The organism is Sinorhizobium chiapasense, from assembly GCF_036488675.1.
Classification (GTDB): domain Bacteria; phylum Pseudomonadota; class Alphaproteobacteria; order Rhizobiales; family Rhizobiaceae; genus Sinorhizobium; species Sinorhizobium chiapasense.
In genome coordinates this window covers 339,429-362,580 of the sequence record NZ_CP133148.1, presented here as the reverse complement: position 1 = coordinate 362,580, position 23,152 = coordinate 339,429, and the positions used below count along the sequence as shown (strand labels likewise).

The 23,152-nt window shown below is 61.2% G+C and carries 21 protein-coding genes; 6 read left to right on the top strand and 15 right to left on the bottom strand.

Translation table 11 applies throughout. The features are described from left to right. Window positions 1-3 precede the first annotated feature (3 nt). From RB548_RS01665 to edd, 4 genes are all read left to right on the top strand, one after another. Window positions 4-1,290 (top strand): NAD(P)/FAD-dependent oxidoreductase, encoded by a 1,287-nt coding sequence (locus RB548_RS01665; RefSeq protein WP_331373332.1) that lies wholly within the window; start codon window positions 4-6, stop codon window positions 1,288-1,290. Between the two features lie 97 nt (window positions 1,291-1,387). After that, a complete protein-coding gene (gene zwf, locus RB548_RS01660; protein WP_331373331.1) occupies window positions 1,388-2,863 on the top strand; it encodes a glucose-6-phosphate dehydrogenase in 1,476 nt (491 codons plus the stop codon). 9 nt (window positions 2,864-2,872) lie between these two features. After that, a complete protein-coding gene (gene pgl, locus RB548_RS01655) occupies window positions 2,873-3,571 on the top strand; it encodes a 6-phosphogluconolactonase (RefSeq protein ID WP_331373330.1) in 699 nt (232 codons plus the stop codon). Window positions 3,572-3,820: 249 nt separating this feature from the next. Continuing rightward, on the top strand, window positions 3,821-5,641 hold the full coding sequence (edd, locus tag RB548_RS01650) for a phosphogluconate dehydratase (protein ID WP_331373329.1): 1,821 nt from the start codon (window positions 3,821-3,823) through the stop codon (window positions 5,639-5,641). A gap of 42 nt (window positions 5,642-5,683) precedes the next feature. On the opposite strand, the gene RB548_RS01645 is transcribed toward edd, so the two are convergent. The 7 genes from RB548_RS01645 to RB548_RS01615 form a co-directional block, all read right to left on the bottom strand. Further along, window positions 5,684-6,049, bottom strand: a complete 366-nt coding sequence (locus RB548_RS01645) for a GFA family protein (RefSeq protein WP_331373328.1) — start codon at window positions 6,047-6,049, stop codon at window positions 5,684-5,686. A gap of 115 nt (window positions 6,050-6,164) precedes the next feature. Beyond that, entirely contained in the window at window positions 6,165-6,575 is a 411-nt protein-coding gene (locus RB548_RS01640) for a hypothetical protein (RefSeq protein WP_331373327.1), read from the bottom strand. 233 nt (window positions 6,576-6,808) lie between these two features. Beyond that, window positions 6,809-7,897, bottom strand: a complete 1,089-nt coding sequence (locus tag RB548_RS01635) for an ABC transporter ATP-binding protein (protein ID WP_331373326.1) — start codon at window positions 7,895-7,897, stop codon at window positions 6,809-6,811. A gap of 75 nt (window positions 7,898-7,972) precedes the next feature. Then, window positions 7,973-9,628 carry a beta-galactosidase BglA gene (gene bglA, locus RB548_RS01630; protein ID WP_331373325.1) on the bottom strand — a complete coding sequence of 552 codons (1,656 nt, stop codon included), beginning with the start codon at window positions 9,626-9,628 and terminating at the stop codon, window positions 7,973-7,975. A 30-nt stretch (window positions 9,629-9,658) separates the two neighbouring features. Then, window positions 9,659-10,804, bottom strand: a complete 1,146-nt coding sequence (locus RB548_RS01625; RefSeq protein WP_331373324.1) for a carbohydrate ABC transporter permease — start codon at window positions 10,802-10,804, stop codon at window positions 9,659-9,661. Between the two features lies 1 nt (window position 10,805). Next, window positions 10,806-11,816, bottom strand: coding sequence for a carbohydrate ABC transporter permease (locus tag RB548_RS01620; protein ID WP_331373323.1), 1,011 nt, complete (start codon window positions 11,814-11,816; stop codon window positions 10,806-10,808). A 159-nt stretch (window positions 11,817-11,975) separates the two neighbouring features. Next, window positions 11,976-13,334, bottom strand: a complete 1,359-nt coding sequence (locus RB548_RS01615) for an ABC transporter substrate-binding protein (protein ID WP_331373322.1) — start codon at window positions 13,332-13,334, stop codon at window positions 11,976-11,978. 290 nt (window positions 13,335-13,624) lie between these two features. Between RB548_RS01615 and RB548_RS01610 the strand changes: the two genes are divergently transcribed. After that, window positions 13,625-14,659, top strand: coding sequence for a substrate-binding domain-containing protein (locus RB548_RS01610; RefSeq protein ID WP_331373321.1), 1,035 nt, complete (start codon window positions 13,625-13,627; stop codon window positions 14,657-14,659). A 41-nt stretch (window positions 14,660-14,700) separates the two neighbouring features. Here the strand turns inward: RB548_RS01610 and folD are convergent, their stop codons facing one another. Both folD and RB548_RS01600 read right to left on the bottom strand, forming a co-directional pair. Further along, window positions 14,701-15,600, bottom strand: coding sequence for a bifunctional methylenetetrahydrofolate dehydrogenase/methenyltetrahydrofolate cyclohydrolase FolD (folD, locus tag RB548_RS01605; protein WP_331373320.1), 900 nt, complete (start codon window positions 15,598-15,600; stop codon window positions 14,701-14,703). Window positions 15,601-15,855: 255 nt separating this feature from the next. After that, window positions 15,856-16,554 carry a WecB/TagA/CpsF family glycosyltransferase gene (locus RB548_RS01600; RefSeq protein WP_331373319.1) on the bottom strand — a complete coding sequence of 233 codons (699 nt, stop codon included), beginning with the start codon at window positions 16,552-16,554 and terminating at the stop codon, window positions 15,856-15,858. Between the two features lie 157 nt (window positions 16,555-16,711). On the opposite strand from RB548_RS01600, the gene RB548_RS01595 reads away from it, so the two are divergent. Further along, window positions 16,712-17,701: a glycosyltransferase gene (locus RB548_RS01595; protein WP_331373318.1), complete on the top strand. Its 990-nt coding sequence runs from the start codon at window positions 16,712-16,714 to the stop codon at window positions 17,699-17,701. Between the two features lie 235 nt (window positions 17,702-17,936). On the opposite strand, the gene RB548_RS01590 is transcribed toward RB548_RS01595, so the two are convergent. The 6 genes from RB548_RS01590 to flhA all read right to left on the bottom strand — a co-directional run bounded on the left by RB548_RS01590 (window position 17,937) and on the right by flhA (window position 22,952). Continuing rightward, entirely contained in the window at window positions 17,937-18,509 is a 573-nt protein-coding gene (locus RB548_RS01590; RefSeq protein ID WP_331373317.1) for a hypothetical protein, read from the bottom strand. Then, window positions 18,509-18,877, bottom strand: a complete 369-nt coding sequence (locus RB548_RS01585) for a hypothetical protein (protein WP_280660104.1) — start codon at window positions 18,875-18,877, stop codon at window positions 18,509-18,511. Before RB548_RS01585 ends, RB548_RS01590 begins: the two co-directional genes overlap by 1 nt. Window positions 18,878-18,945: 68 nt before the next feature. Continuing rightward, window positions 18,946-19,497, bottom strand: a complete 552-nt coding sequence (locus tag RB548_RS01580; RefSeq protein WP_331373316.1) for a rod-binding protein — start codon at window positions 19,495-19,497, stop codon at window positions 18,946-18,948. Between the two features lie 223 nt (window positions 19,498-19,720). Beyond that, entirely contained in the window at window positions 19,721-20,113 is a 393-nt protein-coding gene (locus tag RB548_RS01575; protein WP_331373315.1) for a hypothetical protein, read from the bottom strand. 2 nt (window positions 20,114-20,115) lie between these two features. Further along, window positions 20,116-20,868, bottom strand: coding sequence for a flagellar biosynthetic protein FliR (gene fliR, locus RB548_RS01570; RefSeq protein ID WP_331373314.1), 753 nt, complete (start codon window positions 20,866-20,868; stop codon window positions 20,116-20,118). Then, window positions 20,865-22,952: a flagellar biosynthesis protein FlhA gene (gene flhA / locus RB548_RS01565; RefSeq protein ID WP_331373313.1), complete on the bottom strand. Its 2,088-nt coding sequence runs from the start codon at window positions 22,950-22,952 to the stop codon at window positions 20,865-20,867. Before flhA ends, fliR begins: the two co-directional genes overlap by 4 nt. Between the last annotated feature and the right edge of the window lie 200 nt (window positions 22,953-23,152).

The following is a 23,152-nucleotide window of genomic DNA, read 5'->3' as shown; positions in this document are numbered from 1 at the left end:
CTCATGCCCTGGCAAAGCCCGATCTCGCCCGGAATTTCCTGGTATGAGGCGACGATCCCTGAGCGTCCGGTCTATCCAGCGCTGGCAGGTTCGCGGAAAACCGGCGTCGCCATCGTCGGCGGCGGCTACACGGGACTTCAAGCCGCCTACAATCTCGCGAAAAGCGGAACAGACGTGACCGTGATCGACGCCTGTCGTTTCGGCGACGGCGCTTCGGGTCGCAACGGCGGCCAGTTTGGCACAGGACAGCGCGCCTGGGCGGAGGATACCGAGGAAGCGCTTGGCCACGAACGTGCCAAGCTGCTGTTCGAGATGGCGGAAAACGCCAAGCGCTACGTGCTGGGCTTCGCCGGCGAACACGGAATCGACATCGAGTTCGTCCCCGGTCAGCTTTCCGTCGGCCACAAGAAAGGTCTCGAGACGGACTACCGTCGCCATGTCGAGGCGATGGCGGAGCGTTTCGGATATCCGCACCTCTCCTTCATGGAACGGGACGAGACCGCAAGCCGGCTCGGATCGGACCATTATCACTTCGGCATCCGCGACACCGGCACCGGGCACATCCACCCGATGAAATTGCTTATGGGCCTCGCGACGCAGGCGGCCCGTACCGGCGCCAGCCTCCACGAACAGACGAAGGCGCTGAAGATCGAAAAAAAGGGCGGCGCGATCGTCATCGACACCGATCGCGGCACGATCACCGCCGACCGGGCGCTGATCGCCTGCAATGCCTATATCGGCAACCTCGAGCCTGTAACCGCCAGCCACGTCATGCCCATCCGCTCGTTTATCGGCGCGACCAAGATTCTCTCCGACCATCCCGATGTGCTGCCCGGCGGCGAATCGGTCGACGATTCCCGTTTCGTCGTGCGCTATTTCCGCAAATCGAAAGACGGACGGCTGCTCTTCGGGGGGCGCGAAGCCTATACGGCCGACAATCCACGCGACATTTCCAGCCACATCCGCCGTCAGATCAGCGAGATCTATCCGGCACTCGCCAACGTCGAGATCACCCACGCCTGGGGAGGTTCGGTCGGCATCACCATGCCGCGCCAGCCCTTCTGCCGCGAGGTCATGCCGGGGGTCACGAGCATCGGCGGCTATTCCGGGCATGGCGTCATGCTGTCCAACTATTGCGGCAAGCTCTATGCTGACCTTGTGCTGGGGAAACAGACGGAGCTGGATCTTCTCAAGGCCTTGAAAATACCTGCTTTCCCGGGCGGAATGCGATTCCGCTCGGCGCTCCTGTTCCTCGCGCTCAGCTGGTATGCTTTGCGCGACCGGCTCTAAAATGCCGCGTGCGGACGCATTTTGTTGCGCCGCACCCTAGCGTTTTTAAATCGATTAGATTATACCACCCCTGACCTGAACGAGATCGAGATATCCCATGAGCAGCCAGATCATTCCCGTCGACCCGTTTGACTATGTGGTGTTCGGGGGCACCGGCGATCTTGCGGAGCGCAAACTTCTGCCCGCGCTCTATCACCGGCAGATCGAAGGTCAATTCAGCGAGCCGACGCGAATCATCGGCGCGTCACGCGCGGCACTGACCCACGAGGAATACCGCACGTTCGCGACCGACGCCTTGAAGGAGCATCTGAAACAGGGCGAATTCAACGAAGCCGAAGTGGCGAAGTTCACGGCCCGGCTTTATTACATCTCGGTCGACGCCAAATCCGATCAGGGCTGGGACGAACTGAAGAAAATCCTCGAAGAGGGAAAGGATCGCATCCGCGCCTTCTATCTCGCCGTCGGCCCGGCAATCTTCGGCGATATTTCGGAAAAGATTCGCGACCACAAGCTCATCACCAAGAACACCCGGATCGTCGTCGAAAAACCGATCGGACGCGACCTCGCCACGGCGACGGAACTCAATGACACGATCGGCCGGGTGTTTCGTGAAGAGCAGATCTTCCGCATCGATCACTACCTCGGCAAGGAGACGGTGCAAAACCTCATGGCCCTGCGCTTTGCCAATGCGCTTTACGAGCCGCTGTGGAACTCGGCGCATATCGACCATGTGCAGATCACCGTTTCGGAATCCGTCGGCCTCGAAAACCGCGCCGGCTATTACGACAAGGCCGGTGCGCTCCGCGACATGGTGCAGAACCACATCCTGCAACTCGTCTGTTTCGTCGCCATGGAAGCGCCGACCTCGATGGACGCGGAAGCCGTGCGCGACGAAAAGCTCAAGGTGCTTCGCGCTCTGAAGCCGATCACCGCGGCCAATGTCGAGCAGGTGACGGTGCGCGGCCAATATCGTGCAGGCGCATCTGCGGGCGGTCCGGTAAAGGGATATCTCGAGGAGCTCGAAGGCGGCGTTTCCAACACGGAAACCTTCGTCGCGATCAAGGCCGAAGTCAGCAACTGGCGCTGGGCCGGCGTGCCCTTCTATATTCGCACCGGCAAGCGCATGGCGGGGCGCATGTCAGAGATCGTCATCACCTTCAAGCAGATCCCCCACTCGATCTTCGATCACAGTGCCGGACGCATATCGGCGAACCAGCTGATGATCCGCCTCCAGCCGAACGAAGGCGTCAAGCAATCGCTTATGATCAAGGACCCGGGACCGGGCGGCATGCGCCTCCGAAACGTCCCGCTCGACATGAGCTTCGCGGAAGCCTTCGCCGTGCGCAACGCCGATGCCTATGAACGGCTGCTGCTCGATGTCGTCCGCAACAACCAGACACTGTTCGTGCGCCGCGACGAAGTGGAAGCCGCCTGGCAATGGGTCGACCCTATCCTCAAAGCGTGGGAAACGACCGGACAACAAGTGCAGGGCTACACGGCAGGTACCTGGGGCCCGAGCCAGTCGATCGCACTGATCGAGCGCGACGGCCGCACCTGGAACGATACAATCTAGGACCGGCTCATGAACACCACCGTGCACACATTTGAGAATGGAGCTGTCCTGGCGGAAGGGCTCGCGGACGCCGTCAGCGCCAAGCTCGCCGCGGCCATCGAAGCTCGCGGCGCCGCGAGCATAGCGGTGTCCGGCGGATCGACACCAAAGGCGTTCTTCCAGGCCCTGTCGCAGCGTGAACTCGACTGGACGAAAGTGACCGTCACCCTTGTCGACGAACGGTTCGTGCGGCCGGAAAACGAACGCTCCAACCACGGCCTCGTCGCTCAGAACCTCCTGCGAAACAAGGCGGCTAAGGCGCATTTTGTGCCGCTCTATCATGCCGCGGCGACCGCCGAGGAAGCAGCGGCCATGGCGAGCCAGTCGGTTGCCGCGGTCGGTGCGCCCTTCGATGTCGTTGTTCTCGGGATGGGAACGGACGGGCACACCGCCTCGTTCTTCCCGGGAGGGACGCGTCTTAAAGAGGCGATCGATCCGGCGACGCCACGCGGCGTGATCACCATGGAAGCGGACGGCGCGGGCGAAACGCGGCTGACATTTACCTTTTCCAGCCTCGAGGACGCCGGGCTGCTCGTCCTGCATATCGAAGGTGACGGCAAGAAGGAGGTTCTTGCCCGAGCGGAGGCGCCCGGCGATGAGGCGGAGATGCCGATCCGCGCCATGTTGCGGCGCGCAACATCGCCGCTGCAGATCTACTGGGCGCCGTAACACGGCGAGTGCTCCCTTCGGGGAACGCCCGCCAAGGTAGATAGAGGCCCGAACCAGAGCTTTCCTTGCGCGTTCTGTCGAGTGCGCAGGTCGTGTTGAGTGATTTATCCCCATTTCGCGATCGAACTGGGGTGTTAAATTACGCAACAATTCAAACTGTTACAGCCGCCGATGCGGTGCCGCCCGGCCGCTGTAGACCGATGACAGGATGAAGACAGGAGCCTTCAAGGCTCCGGAATAGGATGTATCATGTCCGCCGATTCCCGCGTTGCCGCCATCACCGCCCGCATCGTCGAGCGTTCCAAACCCCAGCGCGACGCCTATCTCGGTCGCGTCCGCAGCGCCGCGGCAAACGGGCCGCATCGCAGCGTGCTCGGCTGCGGCAACCTCGCACACGGGTTTGCCGTCTGTTCCCCCGCCGAGAAGACGGCGCTCGCGGGTGACCGCGTCCCCAATCTCGGCATCATTACCTCCTACAACGACATGCTCTCGGCGCATCAGCCCTTTGAGACCTACCCGGCACTGATCCGGGAGGCGGCTCGCGAGGCGGGCGGCGTGGCGCAAGTCGCCGGCGGCGTGCCGGCGATGTGCGACGGCGTCACCCAGGGCCAGCCCGGCATGGAGTTGTCGCTCTTCTCGCGCGACCTGATCGCGATGGCCGCCGGCGTCGGGCTCTCGCACAACATGTTCGACTCCGCTGTCTATCTCGGCGTCTGCGACAAGATCGTCCCTGGGCTCGTCATCGCAGCTCTGACCTTCGGCCATTTGCCCGCAGTCTTCATTCCCGCCGGGCCGATGACGACGGGGTTGCCGAATGACGAAAAGGCGCGCGTCCGCCAGCTCTTCGCCGAGGGCAAGGTTGGTCGCGACGAATTGCTCGAGGCGGAATCCAAGTCCTATCACGGCCCCGGCACCTGCACCTTCTACGGCACCGCCAACTCCAACCAGATGCTGATGGAGATCATGGGCTTTCATCTGCCGGGTGCCTCCTTCATCAATCCCGGCACGCCGCTGCGCGACGCGCTGACGAAGGAGGCTGCAAAACGGGCGCTCGCCATCACCGCCATGGGCAACGAGTTCACCCCTGCCGGCGAAATGATCGACGAGCGATCGATCGTCAACGGCGTCGTCGGCCTGCACGCGACGGGCGGCTCGACCAATCACACCATGCATCTCGTTGCCATGGCGCGCGCCGCGGGCATCCTGCTCACCTGGCAGGACATCTCCGAGCTTTCCGACATCGTGCCGCTGCTGGCACGCGTCTATCCGAACGGGCTCGCGGACGTGAACCATTTCCACGCCGCCGGCGGCATGGGCTTCCTGATCGGCCAACTGCTCAAGAGCGGAATGCTGCACGACGACGTTCGGACGGTGTTCGGCCAGGGCCTCGACGCCTACGCCATCGACGTCAAGCTCGGCGCCAACGGCGGCGTCCACCGCGAGCCAGCGCCGAAAGAGAGCGCCGATCCGAAGGTGCTGACAACGATCGAACAACCGTTCCAGCACACCGGAGGGCTGAAGATGCTCGCCGGCAATCTCGGCAAGGCGGTTATCAAGATTTCGGCCGTCAAGCCGGATCGCCATGTCATCGAAGCGCCCGCGAAGATCTTTCACTATCAGGCCGAGCTCAACGCCGCTTTCAAGGCGGGCAAGCTGGAGGGCGATTTCGTCGCCGTGGTGCGCTTCCAGGGACCCAAGGCCAACGGCATGCCGGAGCTGCACAAGCTGACGACCGTGCTCGGCATCCTGCAGGACCGCGGCCAGAAGGTCGCCATCTTGACCGACGGCCGCATGTCGGGCGCGTCCGGCAAGGTCCCGGCAGCCATCCATGTGACGCCGGAAGCGAAGGACGGCGGGCCGATCGCGCGCATCCAGGAAGGTGACATCGTCCGCATCGACGCGATTGCCGGAACGATCGAGGTATTGGTCGAAGACATTGCATTGAAAACGCGCGTGCCGGCCCATATCGACCTCTCGGACAACGAATTCGGCATGGGCCGCGAGCTTTTCGCGCCGTTCCGCCGGATCGCGGGCGCGGCCGATCATGGGGCAAGTGTCCTCTTCCAGTGAGCAGACGGACGCTCCGGGCCGCCCAAATTCTGGCCGGTCCGGCTACGGAAGCGGACCGGGGGGCATATCGTTTCGCCCGTCGTAACGCTCGATCTCGAGCGTGAACACATCCACGCCCTCAATGCAGCGGGCGTTGAGCGAAACGCGGTCGCCCGGATAGCCGCTTCGCAGGATCGCGGTGCCACATGTCGGGCAGAAGTGATGGCCTTCGGTGATGCCGCGCCAGATGTAAGTCGACAGGCGGCGCTTTTCAGTGATCAGCCTGATAGCGGCGGCATCCACCTTCCAATGCAGGAAACCGGAACGCCGGCACGTCGAGCAATTGCATTCGACCAATCGCGATAGTTCCGCGTCGACCTCGACACAGATGTCGCCGCAATGACAGGAAAGGCGATAGGGTCGCTGCACAGCGGTTCTCTCGATCTACAGTCACCACAGCGCGAGTCTCGACGACGCAGCCAGCCCCGTCAAGACGGAGCGCAATGCCCACACGAGCGCAAGACGCGGCGCACTTTTTTCGGTTTCAGCGGTAGATATCGAGCGTGCGGTTGCGGTGGTTCGGATGCATGCTGTAGACGAAAATCCGGTTCAGATCGCGATCGGTCAAAAGCCGCAGGAAGCGAGCTTCGATGATATTGTTGCCGTGGACGCGCTTGAGCAGGCAGCCGATCAGGGGGATGCGTGCACTCGGGATATCAAGATAGAAGTTCCGCGGCAGTTGGAACTGCGTCATGATGCCGATGAGTGCACTGCTTTTGGAAAGCTTGATGATCTCGCAGCGGCGAGACGAGAGGTGCTGCATGCCCTTCTCGGTGAATTCGATGCGCGCCTCGTTGCGAGTGTCCTCCATTGGGAAATTCGCTTCCCGATCGTACATGAAGGACTCTTCCTTGTTGAGGAAGTGCTGGTGCACCACGGGGGCCGCGCCGCTCATCGAATTCGCCTTTCGCATTTCAATCTGCGGCCACGCTAACCCATGAAATTTAACAGAGAGTTTGGCTTGCCAAACGCATGTGGAAAACCCGTCCGACAGCGCCGGACGGGTGAGAAATGGTTAAATCCATCTAACTGAGATGGAGAAGAGAGCGCGCTATTTCTCAGATTGCACGCACATCCGGTGATGCAGCCTGCGGGCGGAAAACCGCACACACTTTTCCTCATCCCGCTCTAGGCGCGATAGCTCCGTCCTTCGGCATCGAAGAGGTGAAGCCTCGCCTTGTCTGCAGTGAAGTGCACCTTGTCTCCCCGGTTGACCTGCGGAATGCCGGGGATCTTAGCGATGAGCGGCTCGTTTTCGACCAGTCCCTCGATATAGAGCAGCGTCACTTCACCGAGCGCCTCGACGATCGAAACCGTTCCTTCGAACAGGAAATCCTCGGACTGCGTCGCCTGGAGGTCTTCCGGCCGCACGCCGAAGCTCGCCTTCTTTCCGTTCTCGGAGGCGTTCGTGGCGATGTCGAGCGTCACCGACTTGCCGCCTGCGAGTGTCACAGTCGTCTGCGCGCCTGTGGCCGAGATCGTCGAAGGGATGACGTTCATCGCCGGCGAACCGATGAAGCGGGCGACAAATAGGTTCGCCGGGCGCTCATAAAGGTCGAGCGGCGCGCCGACCTGCTCGATATGGCCTGCAGAAAGCACGACGATGCGGTCGGCTAGCGTCATCGCCTCCACCTGGTCGTGGGTAACATAGATCATTGTCGTATCGGCCATCTGCTCATTGAGCTTGGCGATCTCGATCCGCGTGGCGACGCGCAGGGCAGCATCGAGGTTGGAAAGCGGCTCGTCGAAGAGGAAGACCTTGGGATTTCGGCAAATCGCCCGACCGATCGCGACGCGCTGGCGCTGGCCGCCGGAGAGCGCCTTTGGCAAGCGGTCGAGATATTTCGTGAGCTGGAGGATTTCCGCCGCCGAGCGCACACGGCGGTCGATCTCCTCCTTCGACTCCTTGGCTATCCGCATGCCGAAAGCCATGTTGTCGTAAACCGTCATGTGCGGGTAGAGCGCGTAGGACTGGAACACCATGGCGATGCCGCGCTTCGATGGCGGCACATCGTTCACCCGGTCGCCGTCGATGAACATGTCGCCGCCAGTTATCGCCTCGAGGCCGGCGATCATCCTCAGCAGCGTCGATTTCCCGCAGCCTGACGGTCCGACGAAAACGATGAACTCACCCTGCTTGATGTCGAGGTTGATGCCGTGAATGACATCAACGGCCCCATAGGACTTGCGGATATCTTTAAGCAGCAGGCCTGTCATCGCATCCCTCCCCTCGCTCTTTCTTCATAATGCACTCTCTTCATTCGAACTGGTATCCATTTCGCTTGAAGAGGCTCAGGCGAGACGCGCGAAGAACGCGCCCCAAGCCGGAAGATTGACCTTGTCGTCCTTGATCTCCGAAACGAAACCATGGCCTTCGAGCGCTTCTAGTCGTTCGCTCGGCAACACCGCGGTCGCGAGACCTTCGCTCATATTGAACAGGCAAAGCAGTTTCTCATTGCCCTGGGTGCGCAGGAAACCAAGAAGCGGCGCCTCAGTCTCGAAAAACTCGATCGCGCCCTTTGCAAGGGCCGGATACCCCTTCCTGAAGTGCAGGAAGCGACGGTAATGCTGCATCACCGAGGCCGGATCGGCCTCCTGAACGGCGACGGCCTGAGCCAGGTGGTTCTCGGGAACCGGCAGCCACGGCCTGGTGTCGCTGAACCCGCCGTCCGGCATGCTCTCCCATACCATGGGCGTGCGGCAGCCATCGCGGCCCTTGAAGTCGGGCCAGAACTGGATGCCGTAAGGATCCTGGAGATCTTCGTAGGCTAGCTCCGCTTCTGGCAGCGCCAGTTCCTCGCCCTGATAGATGCAAAGCGAGCCTCGCAGCGACATCAAAAGGCTTGCCAGCAACTTGGCGTGAGCGCCGTAGTCGCTGACGCCGTCAGCCCAGCGGCTGGCGTGCCTGACGACGTCGTGATTGGAGAACGCCCAGCAGGCCCAGCCTTCGGGCGCCGCCTTCTGGAAATCGAGCAGCACCTCGGCCACGCGGTCCGGCGCCAGGGGATCCGGAGCCAGAAACTCGAAGGCATAGCACATGTGCATCTTGTCGCCGCCGGACGTGTATTCGCCGGCGATCTCAAGCCCGCGCTGGCTGTCGCCAACTTCGCCCACGGCGGCGATCGCTGGAAATTCGTCCATCACCGCCCGGAAGCGCTTGAGGAATTCGAGGTTTTCCGGCTGGTTCTTGTCGTAGAGGTGTTCCTGGTAATTGTACGGATTGACGGCCGGCGCCGTCGAGGCATTGCGCCGCTCCGGCGCCAAGGACGGATTGTCGCGCAGCTGCTTGTCGTGGAAATAGAAGTTGATGGTGTCGAGGCGGAAGCCGTCGACGCCGCGCTCGAGCCAGAAGCGTTCGACAGCAAGCAGGGCCTCCTGCACCTGCGCATTGTGCAGGTTGAGGTCCGGTTGCGAGGTCAGAAAGTTGTGCAGGTAATATTGCTGCCGCGTCGGATCCCAGGCCCAGGCCGAGCCGCCGAAGATCGAGAGCCAGTTATTCGGCGGTGCTCCGTCGGGCTTTGAATCGGCCCAGACGTACCAATCGGCCTTCGCATTGCTACGGCTCGACCGGCTTTCGACGAACCATGGATGCCGATCAGACGTGTGCGACAGGACGAGATCGATCATGACCCGCAGGCCGAGCCGGTGCGCCTCGGCAATCAGTGCATCGAAATCCTCGAGCTTGCCGAAGATCGGATCGACATCCCTGTAGTTGGAAACGTCGTAGCCGAAGTCCTTCATCGGCGAGGTGAAGAAGGGCGAAATCCAGATCGCATCGACGCCGAGCGCCGCGACATACGGCAACCGGGCGGTGATCCCGTTCAGGTCGCCGATGCCATCGCCGTTCGTGTCCTGAAAGGAGCGCGGGTAAATCTGGTAGATCACCGCTCCACGCCACCAGTCCTTGTCGGGCCTGAGGATGGAGCCGGCCGTTTCGGTCATGTTCATTCGTGTAAGAGATCCTTGTCCTGAAATCTGTCAGCCGCCCTTGACCGATCCCGCGAGCAGACCGCGCACGAGATAGCGCTGCAGAGCGAAGAAGACGATCAGAGGAACGACGATGGTAATGAAGGCGGAGGCGGTGAGGATTTCCCAGTTGCCGCCGCGAGAGCCGAGCAGGTTGACCAGCCGCCCCGTCAGCACGAGTTGATCCTGGCCGGTGCCGAGGAAGACGATCGCGACCAGGAGATCGTTCCAGGTCCAGAGGAACTGAAAGATCGCAAAGGAGGCGAGCGCCGGGAACGATAAAGGCAGAATGATCTTGACGAAGATGTCAAAATCGCTGGCGCCGTCGACGCGCGCGGATTCCATGATCTCGCGCGGCAGGCCCGCCATATAATTGCGCAAGAGATAGATCGCCAGCGGCAGGCCGAACCCGGTGTGGGCAAGCCAGATGCCCATATAGGTCTTGGCCGGAACGCCGAAGAATGCGCCAACGCCGTTGTAGAGCTTCAAGAGCGGAATGAGCGACATCTGCAGCGGCACGACCAGCAGCCCGACAACCACGGCGATCAGGATTGCGCGCCCGGGAAAAGGCATCCAGGCCAGGGCATAGGCTGCAAAAGCAGCGATCAGAATCGGGATAACCGTCGATGGAACGGCAACCGTCAGCGAGTTGATGAAGGACGCACTGATGCCCTCCGCACTCAGCACCTCTTTGTAGTTGTCGAGGGTGAAACGCGGTGGTGCCGCGGCGGTGAAGAAGATGCGCTGGCCGCGCGAGCCTTCCATCCTGGTATCGGAGACGATTTCGAAACTGCCGTCCGCCTGCACTGTCAGCTTCTCGCCGCCGTTCAGATCAGCGGTCTCACCGGCCTTGAACGCCGCCGGTTCGCGACTGGAGAAGCCGAAGGCCGATATCTGCCCGGCCTGACCGGCAAGAACGTTACCCGAGATGACGAACTTGCCGTCCCGTTCGACCTGGCTGTCGGCCGACGGAGCGCGCGCGACATCATTGCGTGAAGACGTGGCAAGAGCCGTCCACCATCCGGAAACGGCGAGCTGGTCCTTGTCGCGCAGCGACGAGATCAGCAGGCCGGCGGTCGGCATCGTCCAGAGAGCGACGAGCAGAAGCACCGAGAGATGGACCGCCCACATCAGCGGGGAGCGCGTGGCTGGGTTCATCTCAGTGGCTCCTCATTTCCTTGGTCGCGTTGCGGATGTTCCAGATCATGATCGGGATGACGAGGACCATGATCACCACGGCGATCGACGCGCCGCGACCGAAGTCTCCGCCGCCGCGGAACATCCAGTCGAACATGAGGTTGGCAAGCACCTGGCTCTGCCATTGCCCGTTCGTCATCGCCAGGACGATGTCGAAAACCTTGAGCACCAGGATCGTGATGGTGGTCCAGACGACGGCGATCGTGCCCCAGATCTGCGGCACCATGATCTTGAAGAAGATCTGCCAGCCATTGGCCCCGTCGATCACCGCGGCCTCGATGGTCTCCTCCGGTATGCCGCGCAGTGCCGCAGAGAGGATGACCATCGCAAATCCGGTCTGGATCCAGATGAGGATGACCATGAGGAAGAAATTGTTCCAGAAGGGCAGCGTGATCCAGGCCTGCGGCGCGCCGCCGAAGGCGACGACGATAGCATTCAGGAGCCCGATCTGCTCCGCCCCCTCCGCACGGTAGTCATAGATGAACTTCCAGATGACGGCCGCGCCGACGAAGGAGATCGCCATCGGCATGAAGATCAGCGTCTTGGCGATATTGCCCCACCAGATGCGATCGGTGAGCGCGGCAATCACCAGACCGAAGAAGGTGGACAGCGCAGGCACGACGAGCAGCCAGAGGAAATTGTTGAAGATCGACTGGCGGAATTCCCCGTCGTTGATCATCCAGCCGTAGTTGCGCGCGCCAACGAAATTCTGGCCGCCGCGGTCATGAAAGCTGAGCCACACGGATTCGATGACCGGATAGAGGAGATAAATCGTCAGCGCGAACAGCGCCGGCGCCAGAAACAGCCAAGGCCGGATGGCGTTGGTGATGCGCAGGTTGCGGGATGCGGCCTTGCCGGAGAGGCCCTTCGATGGGAAAATCCAGTCGAGAATGAAATTGGTGCCCCAGAAATAGGCCGCGCAGGCCAGGACACCGGCAATCATCGTCAAAAGGGCAGCGAGTAGCTGCTGCATGACACATCCCTCCCCTTAAACGCGCTCCCGAGCAGGATGCTCCAGGCGCATCACGTGATGGCGGCTACCGCTCTTGATTGGGATTACCCGATTGCTGAGGCAATCCGGAAATGAAGGAGCGGCGGACGAGATAAGCATCGCCCGCCGTCAATTTTAGTCCTACTTGATGGCGTCCCACGCCTTCTGCACGCCGGCTGCGACGTCGGCGGACGATTTGCCGCCTACGTAATCGACCATGCCTGTCCAGAAAGCGCCTGCACCGATCTTGCCCGGCATCAGGTCGGACCCGTCGAAACGGAAGGTCGTCGCATTGAGCAGGATCTCGCCCTGCTTCTTCAGCGGCGGATTGCCGTAGGTCTCAACGTTGACGCTCTTGTAAGGCGTCAGGAAGCTCGTCTGCGCCATCCAGACCTCATGCGCGATCGGCGTCTGCAGGAACTCGATGAAGGCGCGTGCGGCCGGGGTATCCTTGGTGATCATCGCAAGCGTGCCAGCACCCAGCACCGGATTGCCGAGGTCTTTCTTGCTCTCATAGGGAGGCATGTAGAAGAAGTCGGCGTCCTCGCCGATCACCGTGCCCTCGGGGAAGAAGGACGGAATGAACGAAGCCTGGTGGTGCAGGTAGCACTTCGGCGGCGAGGCGAAGAGGCCCTTCGGGCTGTCGCGGAAGTCGGCGGAGGCCACGGCCGCAGCACCGCCGTCCACGAACTTGTCATTGCGCGCGAACCAGCCGAACTCGTCCAATGCGCCGGTGACCGCCGGATCGGTAAACGGAATCTCGTTCTTGACCCACTTGTCGTAGACGTCGGCCGGCTGCGTGCGCAGCATCAGGTCCTCGACCCAGTCGGTCGCCGGCCAGCCGGTCGCACCGCCCGAACCCAAACCGATGCACCATGGCTTTTGACCGTCGGCGGCGATCTTGTCGGTCAGCGCCTTCAGCTCTTCCATGGTCTTCGGCACTTCGTAGCCGGCGTCTTCGAAGTTTTCCGGCACGTACCAGACCAGCGACTTCACGTCGATCTTGTAGGGGAATGCATAGAGCGCCGGTTTGCCGTCCTTGCCGCTGTAGGTGGAGAGGTCGACCCAGGATTGACCCGCGGCATAGTTGTCGAGCAACCATTGCTTGGTTTCGTCGCCGAGCGGCGTCAGATAGCCCTTCGAGGCGAGGTCGGCGATGAGGCCCGGCTGCGGCAGGATCGCGACATCCGGCGGGCTGCCGGCTTGCGTGTCGATGACGATCTGCTGCTCGTAGTTCTCGGAGGACGAATACTTGAGGTCAACGCCGGTCGCCTCGACGAAGTAAGCATAGACGCTCTTGAAGAGCGCCTCGTCCTCGCCGCGCCAGGGGCCGAAGATCGTCAGCGTCTGCCCCTTGAGGTCGTGGCCCTTCTTGAACTCCTCGAAGCTCGCCCAATTGAACTTGGAATCTTCGCCGGGCTTGAATTTCAGCTCGGCAGCATCGGCAGCCCCCACTACCAGGGCGAGCGCAGCCACGCCCATCAGGAATGATCTCTTCACGTTATCGTCCTCCCAACATGAACCCGGACGTTGCGCCGCGGGCGGATCATCTACGCGCAAATTCAAAGCGCTTTGAGTTCGCTAAGAAATCATCGCCGCGGACGAAGAGTCAAGCGCTTTCCTTCCACTCGCCTCAAGGCGGTGTGGATATTGCTATGCATCAACATTTTGCAGCGCGAAAGCGCGGTTTTCGGCTTTTTCCGGCATGGAACGGGTGATAGATGACATTGGGGGCGCTGACCGGAACAACCTAAATGAAAGGGGTATCCAAAGCGCTTTGGGAGAAGGCCATGCCGGTCAAACTTAAGCAGCTAGCAGAGCTGCTCGGCCTGTCGCAGACGACGGTCAGCCGAGCACTCAACGGCTACCCGGAAGTCAACGCCAAGACGCGTCAGCGAGTTCTGAAAGCGGTACGTGAGACGGGCTACAGGCCGAACCGTGCCGCGCAGCGGCTCGCGACCGGCAAGGCCTACTCCATCGGCCTCGTGATGCCGATTGCATCCGGCATCGGATCGGACATTCATTTCGGCGAATTTCTCGCTGGTCTCGCCGAAGAGGCCGTCAAGCATGATTTTCATTTCGTGCTGAACCCAAGCGCGCCCGAGGACGAAGAGTCGACGTTCCGACGGCTGGCGGCCAGCGGCAATGTCGACGGCCTCTTTCTTGCCCATATGCGCGCCAATGACCCGCGCATCGCCATGCTGAAGTCGCTGTCTATCCCTTTTATCGTGCATGGCCGATCGATCGGCGGCTCGAAGGATTATCCGTTCCTCGACATAGACAACACCGCCGCCTTCTACGAGGCGACGAGGCTTCTCATCCAGCTCGGCCATCGGCGGATCGCGCTTATCAACGGGCAGGAGCACCTGGCCTTCGCCATTCGCCGGAAAAAGGGTGTGATGCGCGCGCTCAAGGAGTGGGGTCTCGATCTCGACGAAACATTGGTCCACCACTCGGTCATGACGGATGGATACGGTTATCGCAGCATGCAGCGCTTCCTGATGCAACCGAATCCGCCGACAGCCGTTCTCTGCTCGAGTACCGTTCTGGCACTCGGCGCCGTGCGCGCGATCAATCAAGCCGGCCTCACGGTCGGCACGGACATCTCGATCATCGCTCACGACGATGTTTTGCCGATGCTGAAGCCGGAAAATTTCAGCGTACCGCTGACGACGACGCGCTCGTCCCTGAGGGCCGCCGGCGCCCGCGTCGCCTGCCGGCTGATTGGCGGCATCCTGGAACGCGGCACCTACCCCGATCAGGAGCTTTGGCACGCAGAACTGATCGTTCGCGCCTCGACGGGGCCTGCACCAGGCAAATCGTAATCGAAGTGCGGGCGGCAGAGGGCCGTCCCACCCATATCGTCTCAGAATTTCGGCGGCTTGCGGCCGGCCTTGCGGCAGGCGGCAATGATCGTGTTCGCCATCAGCATGGCAATGGTCATCGGCCCGACACCACCGGGGACCGGCGTGATCACGCTCGCGACCTTGGCGCATTCCTCAAAGGCAACGTCGCCGACAAGCTTTGTCTTGCCCTCACCGCGTTCCGGCGCCGGGACGCGATTGATGCCGACGTCGATCACCGTCGCACCGGGCTTCACCCAATCGGCCTTGACCATTTCCGGGCGGCCCACAGCGGCAACCAGAATGTCGGCATTGCGGCAAACGGCAGGCAGATCCTTCGTGCGCGAATGCGCCGTGGTTACGGTCGCGTTGGCGGCAAGAAGCAGTGCCGCCATCGGCTTGCCGAAGAGGTTCGAACGGCCGATGACGACGGCGTTCAATCCCGAAAGATCTTCGCCATGTGTGCGGCGCACGAACACCATGGCCCCGGCGGGCGTGCACGACACGAGCCCGCCTTCGAGATCTCCGGTCGCGATCTTGCCCGCATTGACGACATGCAAGCCGTCGACATCCTTTTCAGGGAGGATGGACTGGATGATCGGCTCCGAGCGAAGATGCTTCGGCAGCGGTAGTTGCACGAGAATGCCGTGGATCGAAGCGTCCGCGTTGAGCTCGGCGACGAGCGCCGCCAGTTCCTCCTGCGATGTCTCCTGCGGCAGCGTGTGCTGGACCGAAAGGAACCCGCATTCCTTGGCCATCTTGCTCTTCGCCGATACATAGGTGTGGCTTGCCGGATCGTCTCCGACGATCACCACCGCGAGCCCGGCGCGCACGCCGGTTTCCGCCTCCAGCGTCTTTGTGGCGGATTTCACGGTTTCGATGACCGAAGCGGCAACGGCCTTGCCATCAATCACAGTCGTCACGGCGTATCTCCCGGCTTGTCCTTCACGCGGCACACTCTAGTTCGCACGGCATCAAGCGATTGCCTGCATGCGCCCTATGCTGTTCCAAACGCATAAATGCAAGAGCCGACGAAGCCGGAACGGCAATCCGGCGAACGAGTGTCGCATTTCCTTGCATCGCTGAAAGATCGGGATCCGCCCCGCCTGCAACGTCGGAGGGACCCGCCCCACCGGCGAGAGCAGCTTTCGCCGACGATCATCCGGCAAAGCTGGGGTTCATTCGCGCGAGATGCCGCGACCGCCGCGATACGCATGCGGTTCGAAATGTGTCGGCGGCCCGTAAGCCTTGGCGAGATCGCGACCACGCTCCATCGGCCTCCACCGAAAAGCGTGGTAGGTGCGCCGCCGCCCTGCCTCGGCCAGGCGCCGATAGAGCCGCTCGAGCGAGCGATGGAGAGCGGGCGTGCGAGAAAATTCCCGAGTGGCAAAATCACCGACGGTGATGACGAGCCGGCCGTGCTCGGGAGCAATATATCGATCGACCCATTTCTCCTGTTTCGAACTCTCGACCGCCACGAGAAGAATATCGGGCTCAAGCGCGCGCACTTTATCGAGGGCGTTCGCCTCACCGGAGAAACCACCGGCAGCGATAAACTGGTGCCAGGGCGCGTGGCGGCGGAAATCCTCGGCAGCGTGCTCCGCGATATGACGGTGCGATCCGATCAGCGCGACACGCATCGGCTTCTCGATATAGGTCAGTAGTGCGGGCACGAAGGCCATGGCATCCCGATTGGTCGGAAACATGCGCTCGGTCACGATCGCATGCCACGTGGGCCGGGAGACGACCGTGTCCGCGAAAGCCAAGGCATCGGCCCAACCGAAATCGCGAGGCGGCGCGCCGGCAGCGATCCGCTTGGATGTAATAGCGGCAATGCGTGAAACGGCATTCAATGAAAAGACCGGTATCGGAAACATGTTGCCACATGGGATGAGAGACTATTTTTCTCATTTTAGCCGCTTGCAGTGAAACGGCGTTTAAGGCTCTCATTCAAAAGCCGTTTTCCGGATTCAACATCTGTTTAGGAAGTTTTGCTGTAGTGCTTGCCGGCTATCTGCGCGCACGGGTCTCAAGATGACGCCGAACGGTCAGGACATCACCGTCTATTTCCAGGCCGAGCGGGAAGATGCGGCGGATATCGAACTTGTGGTCGTCGTGCCGACCTTCCGCCGCCCCGGTCACATCGTCACCACGCTGAAAACCATCGTTTCGCAACGGCCTGACGTTCCCTCCGCGACGATCGTGGTGGAGAATGACGCCGATGGGCTCACCGGCGCGGAGGCGGCGAAAAGTTTCCTTCTCGGACATCCGTCCGATTCCGCCGTTGTCGTCGTTCGCCACCGCGGACATGCCCATGCGTGCAACGCCGGATGGGCGGCGGCGCTTGATCTCTATCCCAACCTCCGCGCGCTCGCCATCATCTACGACGATGAAGTTGCCGCTCCGGAATGGCTCGATTGCCTCATTGCGGCCCAGGAAACTCATCGGGCGGATATCGTCGGCGGGCCGCAACTGCCCGTCTTCGAGGATCCGCGCGAACAGAAGTGGAAGCGGCACCCCGTTTTCACGCCTCCTTACAATGAGAGCGGACCGGTACCGATCCTCTATTCGGCAGGCAACGTCCTCATAGCTCGGCCGGCGCTCGATGGGATGGCCCAGCCGTTTCTGGATCCGACGCTCAATGTCGTCGGAGTGGGCGACGCGGATTTCTTCGATCGATGCAAGGCGAAGGGGTTCACATTTGCCTGGGCAACGGAGGCCTGGGTCACGGAAACGGTTCCCGCTTATCACACGACAAGGTCGTGGATCCGCACCCGCAGCCTTGAGAACGGCGCGATCTCGGCACTCCTGGAGCATCAGCGCGATCCGACATTCTCCGGACGGTTGAAATCGCTCGGCAAATCGCTTGCGCTCATCGCCACCTCTCTGCCGGTCGGCCTCAAACTTTGGGCGGAGACTGGACTTGCCGCTGCAAGCCTCTATCCGCTTTATGTCGCCGTCGGCCGGCTGACGGCGAAGATCGGCTCCGCCGAGGCGCAAGACCGGACGCGTAACGTCACCTGAATGCCGGCTCGCAAACGCCGCTACTGCATGATTCCTTAGATCAGAATCGATTTAAGGACAAAATCATGCAGCAATTCAAAGTGCTACAGCGACCTTAGATCATTTCATTGTTTCTTTGAAACAGTGAAATGATCTAACTCTTTGAAATTACGCAATTCCGGACGGAAAACCGTTACACACTTTTCCTGGAATTGCTCTAGCACGTCCGATTGGACGCGCGGCGCTGTAGCACCGGTCAATGAGCGCTGCTGCTGTTCGCCTTCACCGCCCCTTCGGGAATCTTGTCCGCGGCGATGTTGCCATTCTTGTCCACGACGGGAACCGGCTTTTGGTATGGCCTGTTCTGGCTGTTGGCGACGCGTTCGACATCATCCTTGGTGAGATATTCGAGCTGTTCCACCAGAACCTCGGTGATCACCTCATTGCCGAGCTTCTTGTTCAGGCCGTCCTTCACCGCGACCTTGAAGGTCGGCAGATCGAACGATCCGGTGTCGGCGAGGTCCACGAACTTCGAGCCGACGAGCATGTCATAAAGCTCATCCGTCACGACCTGTCGAAGCGGTGCGTGCAGCTTCACAATGCCTTCCTTGGTGGCCGAAAAGGACAGCTTCGCAAGGAAATATCCCTGCACCGCCCCTTCCTTGATGACCGGGACAGTGATGATCTCTCCCGGTACGTATTCCTCGGATGCACGTCTGTCGGCGTCGGCCTCCGACACGACAGGCGCGGAAGCGTATTGCATCGAGAAATAGACGGATCCGAGCGTAACGGCTAAGACCCAGACCCCGGTGAGAACGAGCTTCAACATCAGAAATCGCTATAGCGGAACTGCGCTTCGGTGTAGATGCCATCCGCGTCGGCATCCTGGGCAGCCGTCTTGAGAAGATCGACCACGGAACGCACCGCCTCCAGATGCGCCTCGACCTTCTGGGAATTGATCTGCAGCTTGTTGCGCAAATGGCGCGTCTGCGAAACGAAGGCCGGCGAGATTTCGCCGGGAATGGCATCACGGTGGAGCATCGTCAGTTCGTAGAGGCAGCGGCTCTTGTGTGCGTTCGACGTCTTGATATCGAAATCAGGGTCCACGCCGATCCGGCTGTTCTCGTTGTCGATGATCATTTCCAGCCGGCCGAGAACATTGCGAATTCGTACGTCGTTCGATGCCACAGCTTCCATAAAAATAAACTCCCGAAAATAATCCAAAGCGAGATGCAGGCGGAAACCGCCGGATATGCTCGTCCGCTCTAGGCTTGCTTCTTCTTTTCATCGTTGGTCAAAAAGCCGGAGAGAGCCTTGCGCTCATATTCCTGGACCATGCTCGTCGCGAGGTTGTGGCTGTTGCCGTCGACGGATGCATTGACCCGACCGGTCGCATCGTCTCCGACCAACCGATCGGCAATGCCGATACCGCCGCCTGCGGCAAGAACGTCGCCGATCTGCTCGGCCATCATGCTCTTCCAGACGTCGCCGGACGTGCCCTTGCCATAGACGTTTTCGCTTTCGCTCGGCAGCATGGATTTCACGAAATTCTGCAGCACCATCGCCTCGAATTTCCGATAGGTCTCGGGAATCTTCTTCTGCTCGACCCGGTTGTTGATGTCGCCCAGTCCGGTCGATCCCTCGGAGGGGTCGAGAACTGAGACCGCCGCGGCAAAACCATTGCCGTTTTCCGCAAGGCTCGTTGCCTGGAAGGCGGCGCGGTTGGCCTTGAGCCTTGCCTGGGCTTCCTGGATTTCCGCCGGATCGGCCGCACGGACGACGTCCATCACAAGGTCGCTGGGCGGGGAAATAGCCATGTCAGATCCTCTCGAACGGAAGCACCCGCAATCCTGCGCGGCCGCAAATGTCCCGAATCGGGGCTTGCCCATCACTGGAAGGGCAGCCCCGATGGCGCACTATCGCCCTTCAACCTTACCGGAAGCTGGCGGACCGCTCCTGCATGGTTCCTTAAATCGGAATCGATTGAAGGACAAAATCATGCAGAAACTCAAAGTTCTACAGCGACCTTTGCGCGTCTGATTAGACGCGCGGCGCTGTAGCGAGGTGCTGATCGATCAGATCGAGGATCGAGTTGTCGGCCGCCTCACGGTCCTCCACGAGGCGGGCATCCTTCATGTGCTCCTCGATCCGGTCGCCTTTCGCGCGCTCTCTCAGCATGCGCGCCTCGTGAACCTGCTGGATGCCGATTAGCATCTGATCCTTCTGTACCAGGCGCCCGAGGTGGGAGGCGTAATGAGCCGAGAAGATGCGATGCATCGGGTGAGCCGAACCCATCGCGTCGACGACCACGTCGATCGTTTCGGCAAGAACGGCGCGCTGGCGCGCGGTCTCGGTGAACTCGCTTTCTGCCATCCGCTCTAGGTGCCGCTGGACGGCGACCAGGCGCTTCAGTTTTTCCGAGCGCGTCTTCACGCCTAGCCTCCCTGCATTACCGGCGCGAAGCCGTCGGCGAAGAGCCGCAGCATCGCGGCGATCCCGAGATAGAGCAGGAACATACCGCCCATGATGAGGTAGGGCTGGGAGATGAAATAGACCGGAATCTGCGGCGCGAGCTTGTTCACCATGCCGATCGCGACGTTGAAAAGCAGGCCATAAATCAGGAACGGGCTCGCGAGCCTGAGCATGATCATGAAGGTCTGCCCGAGCGAGTTGGCGAGCGTGATCAGCACGCCTTGCGGATCAAAGCCGCTGCCGATCGGCATCACACGGTAGGATTGGGCGACCGCCTCGATCATCACATGGTGGAAGTCCAGCATGAACAGGATCATCAGCCCGGCGAAGCTGATCAAGGTGGTGAGCTGGTTTTCGGCCGTATCTTCAAGCACGTCCGCCGTGGGCGGCGGGCTGAATCCCATCAGCATGGTCGCAGCCGTGCCGGCGAACTGCAGGCCAAGCACATAATAACGCGCGACGAGACCGATGACGGCGCCGACGATCGTCTCGGTGGCGATGAGGTAGATGTAGGTATGGCCCTTGCCGGTGACCTGCGGGTAGATGTCGTCCCACATGATTGGCAAAATGGCCATGGAGATCGCAACGGCGATGAACAGCCGGATCTGGACGGGAACGCGTGCGGCTGAAAATCCCGGCATGATCATGACGCAGGCGCCGATCCGGCAAAAGGCCGCAAACAGTGCCAGTACCGTGCCCTCCGGGTCGGTGATCATGAAATCGAGCCGATGATCTTGATCTCAAGGCCCTTGGCAAGCTCGACATGGGAAAGCACGGGCAGCGTGGCGAAGAGGCGTTCGATGATCATACGCACATAAGAGCGGGATTCGGGCGAACTTACCAGCACGAAGGGCATGCCGCGATCGAGATGTTCACGGATAACTTTGGTCGCCTGTTCGCTGAATTCCTCCAGGTGACGGGGATCGATGTCGAATTCGACGATTTCGCCCTTGGCATCGCGTTTGAGCGCCTGATGGAAGACCATGTCCCATTTATTGCCGAGCCGGAGAACGCGGAGAACGCCGTTGTCGGCGAGGTCGCCGCAGAGCTGTTGCGACATGCGCACGCGTACGTGCTCGACGATCTGCTCGGTCTTGCGCACATGCGGTGCAAGCTCGGCCACGGCCTCAAGAATGAGGTGCAGGTTGCGGATCGACACGCGCTCTGCAAGCAGCAGCTTCAAGACCGCTTGCAGCCCTGAATAGGACATGTGCGACGTGCAGATCTCGTCTGCGAGCTTTCTGTATTCCGGATCGAGCCGCTCGATCAGCACCTTCACGTCCTTGTAGGAGAGGAGCTGCGGAAGATTGTTGCGGATGACCTCGCTCAGATGGGTCAGCACCACCGAGACGTTGTCGATCGGGTGGAAACCCTCGCGCTTCAGGTCTTCCGTAAAGGTCTCCAGGATCGAGACGGCCGGCATGCCGAAGGCTGGCTCCCTGATCTCGTCGCCGGGCACGCTCGGCCGGCGGCCGCCGCCCGTCACGACCAGCACTTCGCCAACCCGCACCGTGTTGGACGCGATGGTCGTGCCGTGAATGCGGATGTGATAGGCCTTGTCCGGGATCGAGATATCGTCGGAAACCTTGATCTCCGGAACGACGAGGCCGTATTGGCCGGCAAATTTGCGGCGCATCTTGCCGACGCGGAAAGCGAGTTCCTGATGCGCGCCGAGCAGCCGCGTCGAGACCTGCTTGCCGAGCAGAAGTTCGATCTCCGCCGTCTTCAGCACCGACTTGACGGAATCCTTGTCGCTCTCCTTTGTCTGCTGCGCCTTCATCGCCTCCTGCGCCCGCTTCTCCGCGTCGGCGGCTTCGAGCTGCTTCGGAATGACCCAGCCGAGGAAGGCCATGCCGCCGCCGAGAGCGGCGAACGGCAGGAAGGGCAGCCCCGGCATCACCGAAAGCAGGATGATGAGGCCGGCGGCGACCGTCAGCGCCCGCGGATAACCGCTGAGCTGGCCGACCACCGCCTGGTCGGTGGAGCCGGCGGTCCCGCCGCGCGAGACGAGCAGGCCGGCGGCGAGCGAGACGATCAGCGCCGGGATCTGCGAGACGAGGCCGTCGCCGACGGAGAGCTTGACGAAAACGTCGGCCGCCTCGCCGATCGGCATGTCGTGGCGCAGATAGCCGATGATGATGCCGCCGAAGATGTTGATCGCGGTAATGATCAGACCGGCGATCGCGTCACCGCGGACGAATTTCGACGCGCCGTCCATCGCGCCGTAGAAGGAGCTTTCCTCTTCGAGCTCGCGGCGGCGCCGCTGCGCCTCCTTCTCGTCGATCAGGCCGGCGGAAAGATCGGCGTCGATCGACATCTGCTTGCCGGGGATTGCGTCGAGGGTGAAGCGGGCGCCGACTTCGGCGATACGCGTCGCACCCTTGGTGATGACGATGAAGTTCACCGTGATCAGGATCAGGAAGACGATCAGACCGATGACGAAATCGCCGGACATCACGAGGCTGGCGAAGCCGGAAATGACCCCACCCGCAGCGCCGTGCCCTTCATGCCCGTGCGAAAGGATGACGCGCGTCGTCGCGATATTCAGCGACAGCCGCGTCATCGTCGAAATCAAGAGGATGGTCGGAAAGGACGAGAACTCTAGCGGCCGCTGGATCCACAGCGCGACCATCAGGATCAGCACTGAGAAAGCGATCGAGAACGCCAGGCCGAGGTCGATCAGGAACGGCGGAATCGGCAGGAACAGGATCGACAGGATCATCACGATCCCGAGCGCAAAGCCGATGTCCCTGCTCTTGGGTGCGAGTTTCGGGATGGTCAGCGTCGCCTGTTGTGCCATGTCTCTTCCGTCTCTTCATGAGAGGCGGGCAGCAGTCCGCGAAAGCTGCCCAAGCTATCGCCGGAGATCTACAGGCCCAAGCTTGCGCGAGGGTGGCACTGCAGCGCCGTGCGTCTTTTCAGACGCACAAAGGTCGCTGTAGCACTTCGAATCGCTGCATGTTTTTTGTCCGTCTATCGAATGCGATTTACGGAAACATG

Bases quoted from the DNA above. Each gene is read 5' to 3' on its own strand.
- RB548_RS01620 (WP_331373323.1), bottom strand. From the start codon at position 11,816: ATGCAGCAGCTACTCGCTGCCCTTTTGACGATGATTGCCGGTGTCCTG.
- RB548_RS01600 (WP_331373319.1), bottom strand. From the start codon at position 16,554: ATGTTTCCGATACCGGTCTTTTCATTGAATGCCGTTTCACGCATTGCC.
- RB548_RS01625 (WP_331373324.1), bottom strand. From the start codon at position 10,804: ATGAACCCAGCCACGCGCTCCCCGCTGATGTGGGCGGTCCATCTCTCG.
- bglA (WP_331373325.1), bottom strand. From the start codon at position 9,628: ATGAACATGACCGAAACGGCCGGCTCCATCCTCAGGCCCGACAAGGAC.
- RB548_RS01640 (WP_331373327.1), bottom strand. From the start codon at position 6,575: ATGAGCGGCGCGGCCCCCGTGGTGCACCAGCACTTCCTCAACAAGGAA.
- fliR (WP_331373314.1), bottom strand. From the start codon at position 20,868: ATGATCACCGACCCGGAGGGCACGGTACTGGCACTGTTTGCGGCCTTT.
- flhA (WP_331373313.1), bottom strand. From the start codon at position 22,952: ATGGCACAACAGGCGACGCTGACCATCCCGAAACTCGCACCCAAGAGC.
- zwf (WP_331373331.1), top strand. From the start codon at position 1,388: ATGAGCAGCCAGATCATTCCCGTCGACCCGTTTGACTATGTGGTGTTC.
- RB548_RS01610 (WP_331373321.1), top strand. From the start codon at position 13,625: ATGCCGGTCAAACTTAAGCAGCTAGCAGAGCTGCTCGGCCTGTCGCAG.
- pgl (WP_331373330.1), top strand. From the start codon at position 2,873: ATGAACACCACCGTGCACACATTTGAGAATGGAGCTGTCCTGGCGGAA.
- RB548_RS01585 (WP_280660104.1), bottom strand. From the start codon at position 18,877: ATGGAAGCTGTGGCATCGAACGACGTACGAATTCGCAATGTTCTCGGC.
- RB548_RS01580 (WP_331373316.1), bottom strand. From the start codon at position 19,497: ATGGCTATTTCCCCGCCCAGCGACCTTGTGATGGACGTCGTCCGTGCG.
- RB548_RS01590 (WP_331373317.1), bottom strand. From the start codon at position 18,509: ATGTTGAAGCTCGTTCTCACCGGGGTCTGGGTCTTAGCCGTTACGCTC.
- RB548_RS01635 (WP_331373326.1), bottom strand. From the start codon at position 7,897: ATGACAGGCCTGCTGCTTAAAGATATCCGCAAGTCCTATGGGGCCGTT.
- RB548_RS01595 (WP_331373318.1), top strand. From the start codon at position 16,712: ATGACGCCGAACGGTCAGGACATCACCGTCTATTTCCAGGCCGAGCGG.
- edd (WP_331373329.1), top strand. From the start codon at position 3,821: ATGTCCGCCGATTCCCGCGTTGCCGCCATCACCGCCCGCATCGTCGAG.
- RB548_RS01665 (WP_331373332.1), top strand. From the start codon at position 4: ATGCCCTGGCAAAGCCCGATCTCGCCCGGAATTTCCTGGTATGAGGCG.